The organism is Streptomyces aureoversilis, assembly GCF_042657885.1.
Taxonomy (GTDB): domain Bacteria; phylum Actinomycetota; class Actinomycetes; order Streptomycetales; family Streptomycetaceae; genus Streptomyces; species Streptomyces aureoversilis.
The window spans coordinates 389,086-400,538 of the sequence record NZ_JBHSKJ010000004.1; the positions used below are offsets into that span (position 1 = coordinate 389,086).

At 71.8% G+C, this 11,453-nt stretch carries 10 protein-coding genes and 1 pseudogene; 4 read left to right on the plus strand and 7 right to left on the minus strand.

Annotated elements, in window-relative coordinates; genetic code table 11:
* Nucleotides 1-86: 86 nt before the first annotated feature.
* Nucleotides 87-342: pseudogene (locus ACFPP6_RS09565) on the minus strand (type 1 glutamine amidotransferase domain-containing protein); the annotation flags it as partial.
* Between the two features lie 177 nt (nucleotides 343-519).
* Here ACFPP6_RS09565 and ACFPP6_RS09570 point away from each other — a divergent pair.
* From ACFPP6_RS09570 to ACFPP6_RS09580, 3 genes are all read left to right on the plus strand, one after another.
* The gene (locus ACFPP6_RS09570) at nucleotides 520-1,077 is read left to right on the plus strand and encodes a PadR family transcriptional regulator (protein ID WP_382039078.1); all 558 of its coding nucleotides are present in this window, start codon (nucleotides 520-522) and stop codon (nucleotides 1,075-1,077) included.
* Between the two features lie 160 nt (nucleotides 1,078-1,237).
* Nucleotides 1,238-1,801 (plus strand): YbaK/EbsC family protein, encoded by a 564-nt coding sequence (locus ACFPP6_RS09575; RefSeq protein WP_382039246.1) that lies wholly within the window; start codon nucleotides 1,238-1,240, stop codon nucleotides 1,799-1,801.
* Nucleotides 1,802-1,994: 193 nt separating this feature from the next.
* A complete protein-coding gene (locus ACFPP6_RS09580; protein ID WP_382039080.1) occupies nucleotides 1,995-2,600 on the plus strand; it encodes an HdeD family acid-resistance protein in 606 nt (201 codons plus the stop codon).
* A gap of 5 nt (nucleotides 2,601-2,605) precedes the next feature.
* Here the strand turns inward: ACFPP6_RS09580 and ACFPP6_RS09585 are convergent, their stop codons facing one another.
* Nucleotides 2,606-3,205, minus strand: coding sequence for a hypothetical protein (locus ACFPP6_RS09585; protein WP_382039081.1), 600 nt, complete (start codon nucleotides 3,203-3,205; stop codon nucleotides 2,606-2,608).
* Nucleotides 3,206-3,328: 123 nt separating this feature from the next.
* Here ACFPP6_RS09585 and ACFPP6_RS09590 point away from each other — a divergent pair, with 123 nt between their 5' ends.
* Entirely contained in the window at nucleotides 3,329-4,015 is a 687-nt protein-coding gene (locus ACFPP6_RS09590) for a class I SAM-dependent methyltransferase (RefSeq protein ID WP_382039083.1), read from the plus strand.
* Between the two features lie 90 nt (nucleotides 4,016-4,105).
* Here ACFPP6_RS09590 and ACFPP6_RS09595 read toward each other — a convergent pair whose 3' ends face one another.
* From ACFPP6_RS09595 to ACFPP6_RS09615, 5 genes are all read right to left on the minus strand, one after another.
* Nucleotides 4,106-6,181 (minus strand): iron ABC transporter permease, encoded by a 2,076-nt coding sequence (locus ACFPP6_RS09595; protein WP_382039085.1) that lies wholly within the window; start codon nucleotides 6,179-6,181, stop codon nucleotides 4,106-4,108.
* Nucleotides 6,182-6,185: 4 nt separating this feature from the next.
* Nucleotides 6,186-7,172 (minus strand): ABC transporter substrate-binding protein, encoded by a 987-nt coding sequence (locus ACFPP6_RS09600; protein WP_382039087.1) that lies wholly within the window; start codon nucleotides 7,170-7,172, stop codon nucleotides 6,186-6,188.
* Nucleotides 7,169-8,029 (minus strand): ABC transporter ATP-binding protein, encoded by an 861-nt coding sequence (locus ACFPP6_RS09605; protein ID WP_382039089.1) that lies wholly within the window; start codon nucleotides 8,027-8,029, stop codon nucleotides 7,169-7,171. Before ACFPP6_RS09605 ends, ACFPP6_RS09600 begins: the two co-directional genes overlap by 4 nt.
* A 245-nt stretch (nucleotides 8,030-8,274) precedes the next feature.
* Nucleotides 8,275-9,501 (minus strand): MFS transporter, encoded by a 1,227-nt coding sequence (locus ACFPP6_RS09610; protein ID WP_382039091.1) that lies wholly within the window; start codon nucleotides 9,499-9,501, stop codon nucleotides 8,275-8,277.
* A gap of 47 nt (nucleotides 9,502-9,548) precedes the next feature.
* A complete protein-coding gene (locus ACFPP6_RS09615; protein ID WP_382039093.1) occupies nucleotides 9,549-11,090 on the minus strand; it encodes an FAD/NAD(P)-binding protein in 1,542 nt (513 codons plus the stop codon).
* Nucleotides 11,091-11,453: the final 363 nt, after the last annotated feature.

Genomic DNA, 11,453 nt, shown 5'->3' on the forward strand with positions numbered 1-11,453 from the left:
CCGCGACCTGCGATCGCCCCTCCCCCACCCGGCTCGGCGCCCACGGCACCCTCAACGCGCCGAGCCGGGTGGGTCACGGCACCGGGTCAGACCGGCTTCTTGAGGAGTTCGGCGGCGAGGAGGGCGGAAGAACGCCGGGTTCTGGCCGGTGACCAGGTTGCGGTCGACCACGACGTTCGGCGCCCACGGCTCGCCCTCCTGGACCCGTACGCCGGCAGCAGTGAGGCGATCCTGCAGCACCCACTCGGCCCTCTCGGCGAAGCCGGCCTGGGCCTCCTCGGCGCGCCTCCAGGGCCAGGGTGAGCAGCCTGCACGTCCTCCAGCCGCACCGGCTCCCGCAGCTCGCTCATCGCGGCGAGCTTGCCGGCGATCTGAAGCCGCGCGCAACTGGTAGCGGAACCCGGACCGCGACCCATGCGCATAGCCATGCATAGGACTAGTCATTCTCATGACTACGATGGGCAGAATCCGGCGGCGAACGGCAGGCGAACGGCAGAAGCGCATGGAGGAGGTCACTCGATGGCACTACGGCACGCCGTGCTGGCGGCCCTGCTTGAGGGAGAGCTCAGCGGCTACCAGCTGGCCAAGTCCTTCGACCTCGGCGTGGCGAACTTCTGGCACGCCCAGCCGCAGCAGCTCTACGCCGAGCTGAGCCGTCTGGAGAAGGACGGACTCATCACCGGCAGGGAAGTGGTCCAGGAGAACCGCCCCAACAAGCGCCTGTTCCACGTCACCGAAGGCGGCCGGGCGGAACTGGCCCGGTTCGCCGCCACCAGCGCCAAGCCCTCCCTCATCCGCGACGACCTGCTGGTCAAGGTCCAGGCCGCCGACCACGTCGACGCCGAGCCCGTGATCGCACAGCTCACCGAACGCGCCGCCTTCGCCCGGGCCAAGGCCGACCTGTTCACGAAACTGCTGCGCGACATGCGCGGCGACCGGACGGAGGAGGACTTCCTGCGTCACGGTGACCGCATCGGCCCCTATCTGACCTGCCGGCGCGGCCTGGCCTTCGAAGAAGGCAACCGCGACTGGTGTCTGCACACGATCGCCGTCCTCCGGGAACGACAGCGGGCCTAGAGCCGTCGCATCGTCCGCGAGTTGCACGCCGCCGGCGAAGCCTTCCCCGGCCTCCCCGGCGCGCCGATGGCACAGCGCGACCCGGAGGGAGCCCTGGCGGTCCCATGCCGGGCGCCCGGCGCGGGCCGCCGCCCGGCACGCGGCCTACGATGACCCCGTGATCCATTCTTCGCCGACCGCTCCCTTCGGCCGCTTCGACGAGTGCTGGCCGGCCGTCAGCCGACCCGACCTGCTCGCGAAGTCCGTGGCCATGGCGCTCGAGAAGTGCGGCGACGCCGGGCTCGTGGAGTCCGTGCTGGTCGTCGACACCGACCCGGAGGTGGCCGATACGGCGGCCTTCAGCGAGGCGTACGACGTCCCGCTGGAGCTCTCGGCGAACTGTGTCGTCGTCGCCGCCAAACGCGGCCAGGCGGTGACCCACGCGGCGTGCGTCGCCCTCGCGAACACCCGCGTCGACGTCAACTCGGCGGTGCGCAAGCGTCTCGGCGCCCGCAAGGCGTCCTTCGCGCCGATGGACACGGCCGTGGCGGAGACCGGCATGGAGTACGGCGGGATCACCCCCGTCGGGCTGCCGGAGGACTGGCCCCTGCTCGTCGACGAGGCCGTCGCCGCCGCTCCGTACGTCCTCGTCGGCAGCGGCGTGCGCCGGAGCAAGCTGATCCTCCCCGGTGCGCTCCTGGCCCGGCTCCCGAACGCCGAGGTCGCCGCCGGGCTGGCCCGCTGAAGCACGGCCGGCCGGTTCGGGAGAACCCCGAGCCCTCGGCCCGCGCCCGCGCCCGGCTCACCGGGGCTTCGAGGCCCGGCAGTGGCAGGAGGGGACGCCGTACGCCTGCGGCCGGGCCGCCGTCTCCCCGCGTTGTCGCCGTCGGGCACGTGTGCGAACCTGGACGGAGGAAGATCAAGAGGGATGCGATGCCATGACTTCCTCATACCGTGAATTCCACGAGCTCCACGAACCCCATGGCCTCCCCGGGGGCCTCGGCCTCTTGGCGTACGCCGGCTGGCAGGCGCTGCTGGGCGCGGGCATCGCCGCGATGGCCCTGGGAGCCATCGTGCTCGCATGGCCCGAAGCCTCGCTCATGGTCGTCGGCGTCCTCTTCGGCCTGTATCTGCTGGCGATCGGCGTCCTGCAGCTCGTCGGGGCCTTCGCCGCCCACATTCCCGGCACCCTGCGCGCCCTGGGCTTCGTCAGCGGCGGCCTGTGCGTACTGCTCGGGCTGGTGTCCTTCCGGGGCCCCGCGCAGTCGGTCCTGCTGCTCGCCCTGTGGATCGGCTTCGGCTGGCTGCTGCGCGGGGTGGTGCTGACGGGGGTGGCACTCTCGGCGAGGGATCTGCCGGCACGGGGCTGGCAGGTGTTCGTCGGCCTCCTCAACGTCGTCGCCGGCATCCTGATGATCGACCTGCCCTTCGGGTCGATCGCCGCGCTGACCGTCGTGACGGGAATCTTCCTCCTGGTCATGGGCGTGTTCGAGGTGTTCCACGCCGTCCAGCTGCGCGGCCATCTGAAGAAGACACTGCGCTGAAGGCCCTACGCGGCGAGCGGCCTGCCTCTCACCTGCACGACCCGGTCCGGTTCACCCAAACCGGCCCCGTTGATCCGTCCCCTCCCCCGGACGACGCCCTCGGCAACCAGGCGTTCCCGTAGAGCGGGAGGTGCGAGTGCGTCCTCGAAGCCCTCGCTCAGGCCCCGGCCCGTGTCGGCGTACTCGTAGCGGACGGCGTACGTCCGCCCCGCGTGCAGCCATTCGCAACGGACCAGAGGGCGCGCGAGGACCGCCTCGAACCAGTCGGCCGTACGGTTCGCCGCCTCCGTCGGGCCGCCGGTGGCTGCGAAGGTGAACCCGGTCGCGGCCTCGGGGAGCGTGAAGTTCTGGTTGTGGAGCTTGTCCGCGCGGACGGTGGCGCCGTCGAAGTGCGCGCCGACGGTCAGAACGCCCTGGTTGCGTTCGGGATCGTCGATGTCCACATAGACCAGGAGCTGACGGTACGGGGTGTGGGGAGGAGGCAGCAGGACGGTGCTGAGCGGGTCCACGGGCCAGGAGTTCGCGCGGGCGGCGAGAACGTCGGCGAACTCGCGCTGCACGGCGCTCAGGCCTTCGTCGTACTCGAACGGGGGGATCTCTTCCACGGCCGCACTCTACGGACCCGGCCCCCGAATCCCGGCTTCCGGATCCCCCGCCTCCGCATGGGCGGCCCCCGGCCCCGGCGACGTGCTCTTCCCCCGCCCTTCCCCTCGTGTTCCGATGGATTTATGACTCACACAGTGCGCGAGGGATACACGGGGAGCGGCCCGGGGGCCATCACCCCGGACGGGTGCCCGGTCGAGCTGTACCTGCGGCTTCCGGTGGGCGACGAGCCCGACATCGTCGAACGTGCCGCCCCGGCCGGGGCCGGCGTCCTGGAGCTGGGCTGTGGGCCGGGCCGCATCACGCGGCCTCTGCTCCGCAGAGGTTTCACGGTGACGGCTGTGGACGAATCGCCCGAGATGCTTGAGCACATCCACGGTGCGCGTACCGTCTGCAGCCCGATCGAGACCCTGGAGCTCGACGAACGCTTCGACGTCGTGCTGCTGGCCTCGTTCCTGGTCCATGCGGCCGGCCCCGGGGTACGCGACGGGCTGCTGCGGGCGTGCCGGCGGCATGTCGCGGACGACGGCTGCGTGCTGATCCAGCGGGAGGCCGCGGACCGGCACGAGGACCTGCCGAAGGAGCGGGAGATCGAAGGCGGGCTGATCCGCGTGGTGTCCTCCGATCCGGTGCGTCCCGGCGTACGGTCCGTCCACGTCGAGTGCGTCTTCCCGGACGCGCGGTGGACCCAGACGTTCCTGTCCTGTCCCTTGACGGACGAGGAGTTCGAGCGCGCCTTGGCGCAGGCGGGGCTCGTGGTCGACGGCTACCTCACCGAGGACCGCACCTGGGCCCGGGCCCGCCCGGTCTAGTCGGGCGCCCTGCGTTCTTCCGGAAAGCAGGCGCCGGGGAACCCTTTTCGGGCTCCCCGGCGCCGTTCCGCTGGTGGTGGCGTACGTGTCCTACGTGCCCTGGCGGCGGCCTCGCATCAGCAGGTGGAGGAAGTACGGCGTGCCGATCACCGCGGTCATCAGGCCGGCGCCCAGCTGGGCCGGTGCGATGACGGTACGGCCCAGCAGGTCCGCGACGCAGACGAGCAGGGCGCCCAGGAGCACGGCGACCGGAACGACCCTCGCGTGCTGACGGCCCACCAGGGCCCGGGCCGCGTGCGGTGCCACGAGGCCGACGAAGCCGATCGTGCCCGCGGCGGCCACGGCGGTGGCGCTGAGCAGGACGCTCAGCGCGAGGAAGCCCAGGCGGCCCCGCGCCAGATCGAGCCCCAGGAGCCTGGGGGTGTCCTCGTCGAGCGATACGAGGTCGAGCTCGGTGCGGCGCAGCACCGCGACGAACAGCCCCACGGTGAGCACGGCGGCGAGCGGTACGACGTCCGGGAGCGTTCGCCCGTAGGTGGAGCCCGACAGCCAGGTGAGGGCCTTCGTCGCGTTGAACGGGTCGGTGAGGACGATGAGCATGCTGATCAGTGCGGAGGTCCCGGTGGCCATGCCGAAGCCGACGAGGACGAGCCGGTTCTGCCGGAACCCGCCTCGCGCGGCGAGTCCGAAGACGACGACGGCACCGATCGCGGAGCCCGCGAAGGCGGCGCCGGCGAGGCTCCACGAGCCGACCGACGGCACCGTCGTCACGAGGATGACGGCGCCGAGCGCGGCCGCGTTGGAGACGCCCAGGGTGCCGGGCTCCGCGAGCGGGTTGCGGGTGACGGCCTGGACGAGCGTCCCGGACAGGGCGAGGGCCGCGCCGGCGAGGAGCGCCGCGAGGACCCGGGGCACGCGGGTGTCGAGGATGAAGCCGACGGTGCGGCCCGCCCTGCCCTGGGCCCAGTTCACCACGTCACCGAGCAGCAGCTTGCTGTCGCCCAGCAGCACGGCGGCGACGGTGACGCCGACGAGTACGACCACCAGGGCGGCCGTGGTGGTGAGGAAGACGGCCCTGCTCCTGAGGCGCAGCCGTTCGGAGGCGGTGGCTCCCGCGGTGTCCCGGACCCGGGTGGCCATCACGATGAGGAACACGGCGCCGACGAGGTTGGTGGCGACGCCCGTCGGTACGGCGACCGCGACGTCCGCCGGCACGACGGTGCGCAGGAGCACGTCCGAGCCGAGGACGAGCACGGCACCGGCCAGGCCGGTGACCGGAAGGCTCGCGCGCGCCCGGGTGAACGCGCGGACCCTGCGGGCGAGGGGGCGGATGAGGGCGGGGGCGCACAGGCCGACGAAGCCGATGGGCCCGGCGAGCGTGACGGCCGCCGTGGAGAGCAGCGCCGCGAGCACGACCACGGTGATCCGGGTGGCGCGGACGGGGACGCCGACGCCGCGGGCGGCGTCGTCACCGAGGGCCAGGGCGTCGACCCGGCGGGCGACGAGGAGCAGCCCGATGAGGCCGGCGAGGGCGACCGGCGCCATCTGCAGGACGCCGTCGAACCCGTTCTGGGAGATGCTGCCCTGGTTCCACTGGAAGAGGCCCTCCGTCTGCCGGGGGAACAGCAGGAGCAGTCCCTCGGTGACGGCGGTGAGCCCCAGGGTGAGGGAGCTGCCCGCGAGGACGAGCCGGACGCTGCCCGCGCCCAGGCCGGACAGGCTGAGCACGATGGCCGCCGCGACGAGGCCGCCGGCGAACGCGACGGCGGACGAGGCGAACAGCGGGAGCGAGACGCCGGTGGCCGCGGCCAGGCCGAGGGCAAGGTAGGAGCCGGCGTTGACGGCGAGGGTGTCGGGCGAGGCGAGGACGTTGCGGCTGACCGCCTGCAGGGCGGCGCCCGCCATGCCGAGCACGGCCCCGACGAGCAGTCCGGCGGTCATTCTGGGCAGCCGGGAGGAGACGACGACGGAGGCGTCGGCGGGGTCGGCCCGGCCGGTGAGCGCCTTCCAGACTTCGGGCGCGCCGACGGAGGCGGTGCCTTGGGTGATGTCGACGAGCGCGAGGCCCGCGACGAGGAGGACCAGAGCGGCCGTCACCGCGGCCGCGCCCGTCCGGGAGGCGGCCGCCGACGGACGGGTGGCGGGAGGGGATGCGGTGACGGCCATGGCGCTACTTCTTCTTCAGGGCCTCGACGACGGCGTCGACGTACTTGTTCATCGACTCGGGGCCGCCGAACATCCAGATGCCGTCGGGCAGCCGGTGGACGTTGCCCTTCTCCACGAACGGCAGGGACGTCCAGGCGGAGTCCTTGGCCAGGGCGCCGGTGAACGGCGTGCTGTTCTTGTCGCCGTCGCTGCCGATGTAGGCGAACTGCACGTCCTCGCCGAGCTTGGTGAGGCCCTCGACGTCGGTGGAGCCGAGGCCGTAGCTCTCGTCGCCCTTGACCGACCAGGCGTTCTTCAGGCCGAGCTTCTCGTTGACGGCGCCGATGAGGGAGCCGCTGGTGTACGGCCGGATCGTGACCTGGTTGGAGACGACGTAGCCGTCGGCGAAGGCGTACTCCGCCCCGGCGCGACCGGCGTCGGCGAGGGCCTTCTTCCCCTCGTCGAGCTTCGCCTGGAACTGCTTCTTGAGCTCGTCGGCCTTCTTGGTGGTGCCGGTGGCCCGGGCGATGAGGTCCAGGTTCTTGGTCATCTGCCCGATCGGGTCGGACGCGGCGGCGGCGCGCAGCTCCAGGACCGGGGCGACCTTGCGCAGCTGCTTCAGGGCGGCGGCCGGCAGGTCGTTGGTGGCGACGATGAGGTCCGGCTTCAGCGCGGCGATGGTGTCCGTGCTGGGCTCGCCGCGCGTGCCGATGTCCTTGGGGTCGTTCTTGAGCGGGACGGCGGTGTTCCAGGTCTTGTAACCCTTGACGTCGGCGATGCCGGCGGGGTCGACGCCCAGCGAGACGAGGCTCTCGACGACGTTCCACTCGGTTCCGACGACCTTCTTGGCCGGGCCCTCGAGCTCCACCTTCGCGCCGGTGGCGTCGGTGAGGGTGATGCGCTCGGCGGTGTTCTTCCTCTCGTCGTCGGCGGCGGGCTCGGTCGTTCCGCAGGCGGTCAGGGTGAGGGCTGCGACGGTGGCGGCCGCTGCGGTGATGAGGAGGCGTCTCATGAGGTGGTGGTGAGCCTTTCGCTTCTGGTGTGGTGCCGGCCGATCGCGCGGGTGCGCAGCCGGCCCGTGAGGGGGTCGGTGCCGACCTCGATGCGGATGCCGTAGGTGTCGGTCAGGCGCTCGGGGGTCAGGACGTCTTCGGGGTCGCCGTCGGCGATGACGCGTCCTGCGCGGAGCAGCACGATCCGGTCGGCGACGGCCGCCGCCTGGTCGAGGTCGTGCAGGACGGCGCCGACGGCTATCCCGTGGTCGTCGGCCAGGTCGCGCATGAGGTCGAGGAGCTCGATCTGGTAGCGCAGGTCGAGGTAGGTGGTCGGTTCGTCGAGGAGCAGCACGCCGGTCTCCTGGGCGAGGCAGCCTGCCAGCCAGACGCGCTGGAGCTGTCCTCCGGAGAGGTGTTCGGCGCCGCGCTCGGCGAGTTCCGCGACGCCCGTCATGGCGAGCGCGCGGTCCACGGCGTCCCGGCCGTCCGGGTCCGTTCTGCCCCAGCGGCCCCGGTACGGGTAGCGGCCGAATTCGACGACGTCGCGTACGGTCAGCCCGCTGGGAGCGGGGCGCCCCTGGGTCAGCAGGGCCACGCGGCGCGAGAATTCGCGCGGGGACAGCGCGAGGCCGTCGGTGTCGGCGTCGATGACGAGCGTGGCGGTCCGGGGTCGCTGCAGCCGCGCGATGGTGCGCAGCAGCGTCGACTTCCCGCTGCCGTTCGGGCCCACCAGGACGGTCACCTCGCCGGGACGCAGCGTCAAGGACGCGTCGTGCACGACGTCGGCGCCCTCGTAGGCCACAGTGACACCCGTGGCCGACAGTTCATGACCGCGGGGGCGTCCGGCCGCGGAGGTCTCTTTACCGACATTCACGCCGCGAAGGTTAGCCTAACCTTAGGGCGCGCTGATAGGGGCCCCAGCGGTTGGACACAAGGAGAAAATTCGCCATATTCGGGAAGGCCGTGGCCATGCTGTGTCAGACCCTCCATCCGAAGAAGGCCGGCCGCCACCCCGCATGAGGCGGCGGCCGGTCGGCTTCCGGAGACTCGGGCACGATTCGGGCACGGTCCGGGCGGGCTCGATCAAGCCACCCGATCCATCCGGAATCTTTCACCTGGTCACGATCTGCCCGATTTCACGGCACCCGCGGTCCGGACGGCCGGAGCCTCCTGACCGGCCCGCGGCCGGCTCCGCAGGGCGAACACGCAGAGCAGGAACAACGCCAGGGCCGGCAGGGCGATCGCCAGAGCGAGCATCGGGGCGTCGGGAGATCCCGGGATGCCCGTCAGGGCGGTGTAGCAGGCCCCCGACGCCATCTGCAGGAAGAAGAACAGCCCCGAAGCGGCACCCGCGTACTCGCCCTCGTACCGCATCATCCCGGCCTGGCAGGTCGGGAACAGCGCGCCCACGCCGAGCATGCACACGGCCATCGGCAGGACGATGCTGAGCGTGCTGTCCGGCCACAGGTGCACCGTGACCGGCATCAGCAGGGCGGTGCCCGCCGCCACCGCGGCGGCGGTACGCGCGATGAACTCCAGCGAGCGCGTCCTGCCCAGCCGCTTCGCCGTGGTGCTGCCGGCCACGTACCCCGTGATCACCAGCGTGTACAGCGCTCCGTAGAGGGTGGGCGAGGCACCCAGCTGCAACTGGAGGAGATCGCTGGAGTAGGTGGTGAAGGTGAAGTAGGTGCACCAGGCGAGGCTGATGGCTCCGGCGAACACCGTGAAGTCACGGTTGGCGAGGACCGTGCGGTATGCCCGGCCGAGCCCGGCGAGGCCTCCCGGCGGCCGTACGGAACCGGCCGGGGTGCCCGCGGCCTCGGCCGCGGCGCCGCCGTCCGCCGGCAGGAGCTTGGCGACCGCGCCGACGGTGACCGCGCCGAGCACGGCCATGAAGGCGAACAGCGCACGCCAGGAGGTGTGTTCCACGACCAGGCCCGCCAGCGGCGGCGACGCGGCCGGGGTCACCGCGATCACGGTGGACAGCGCCGTCAGCATGGGCAGCCGCTGCTCCTTGGGCAGCGCCCGCTGCACCCACAGGCGGGAGATCACCGTGCCCGTACCGGCGCCGAGCGCCTGCAGCACCCGGCCCGCCACGAAGACCCCGTACCCGGGTGCCAGCAGGCAGAGCAGGGACGCACCGGTGAAGACGACGAGCCCCGTCAGCTGGATGCGCCTGGAGCCGTAGCGGTCCGCCAGGTTGCCGGTGAGGATCATGCACACGGCGTACGCGGCCATGTAGCCGACGAGCGAGCTGCTGGTGCTGCCCGGCCCGACCCCGAACGACCTGCCGATGGCGGGCAGCGCGGGAACGTAGGCGGCGAGCGCCAGCTGAGGCACGAACACCAGTGACATCAAGCAGACGGCCAGCCCCCGCGGCAGTCCGGCCTGCTTCACGCGACGGCCCCCACCAGCAGGCGGTCCGAGGCCGGTACGAGCTGCGCCGCCACCTTGGCGGCCTGCCGTGCGACCAGTTCCATGGAACTCACGTGGAAGTGCTCCCCCGAGGCCAGGTCGCCGAGCACGTAGAGACGGGGGAACGCCGCTCCCGCGGAACCCCGCACCTGGTTGGTCCCGGGATCGACCCGGATGCCGCCCAGCGGGTGGGAGACGAAGGTGCCGTTGCGCACCAGCCGGGACGTCAGCGAGGAGGCGGACGCGGCGGCCGTGTTGTTCGTGCGCCCCACCGCGTTGACGACCGCGTCGTAGTGCCCGGTGCGCCCGTCGGTGAAGGTCGCGGTGAAGCCGCCGCCCGCAGCCGCCGCGACGTGGGTGATGCCCCTGGCGAAGCCGAGCCGGCCCTCCTCGTGGAGGCCGAGCAGCCGGTGCGCGTTGGTCACCGGCATCGGATTGCGCAGGCAGTTGTACGTCCGGTAGTGGTCGCGCAGGAACAGGCGCCGGCTCGCCTCCGGAAGGGACCGCCACAGCTCCGAGTAGAACGGGGTGAGAGCACCGACGCAGCGCTGCGCGAGGCCGCCGGGCAACGGATTCTCCAGCCGGTGGCGCATCAGCTCCGGCGCGGACCAGGCATCGGTGTACGGGCGCAGCGCCTCGCGCATGCTCGTTCCGCCCGACCGCAGGGTGGCGTCGACGAGTTCATGGATGCTGCGCAGGCTGACGCTGCCACGGGCCAGCAACCGGCGTGCACCGGCCAGGAGTTCGGGCAGTTCGCCGGTGCCGAGGTCGGTGCGGACGTCCGGGATGCTGCCGGACCGCGAGGCGAGGGTGATCCGGCGCTCCTGCCCGGCGTCCGCCAGGACGACGGCCACGTCGATGGCCGTCAGCCCGGCCCCCAGGACGAGCACCTCCGCACTCGGGTCGACCTGGTCCAGCGAGCTGACGAGGGGATACGGCTGGGCGACGAATCCGGCGGTCCCGGCGAGCCCGTAGACATCGGACGGCGCGATGGCGCCGATCGCGATGACCACCTCGTCGGCGAGGAAGCGCTCCCCGTCGGCGGTGGTCAGGATGTGCCCGTCGCTCCCTTCGGCCCCGCCGCTCTCCACCGCCAGGTCGACGACAGCGGACGGCACGAGCGTCACCTGCGCCCCGAGCAGCCGCAGGTCCTCCCGGGACTGACCGAAGACGTTCTCCAGATACTGGCCGAACAGCGAGCGGGAGACGAAGTGCGAACGCGGCGTCCGCCGCGCCTGCGGGTCGCCGCCCTCGCCGGCGGAAGTCTGCCGGTAGAGCCAGCGGCGGAACTGACCGGGGTCGCCGTAGTCCACGGACATGGCGGAATAGGGCCGGTTGAGCAGGGCGGTGTCGGCGTCCTCGGCATAGGCGATGCCGGGGCCGAAACTCTTCCCTGGTTCGAAGACGATGACATCCGCCGCCGCGCCGGCCACGTCGCCCGACAGCCGCCGGGCGTAGGCGGCGAGGAATGCGGTGCAGGCGGCACCGCCGCCGACCACGGCGATGGTTCGGTTCTTCAACACTGCTGCTCCGGTGTGTGGTGGACAAAACCCGCTCCACGGGCGGCGTTCGGCATCGTCAGAGGTGCGCGCGAATGACCGGGGCGGACAATTCGGCGACGGGGGCTCCGGAAGTCGGCTCCACAGGATTTCCGGTATGCGTATGGAGCCGTTCCCCCTCAACTCACCTGGTGAGAAGCGATGTCGTACCCGGGCGGGTACGGATCACCTCACCAGGTCGGGACAAGGTTCCACAGTGACGGAGGCCATAATTCCCCCACTGGTTTTACCGGCCACCGATCCGGTTTTCCAAAGAGCTTGAAAAACCGGTTCGCCGTCCTGTGCGCGGCACTTACCTCCGGTCGCACGGCGGGGAAATATTCT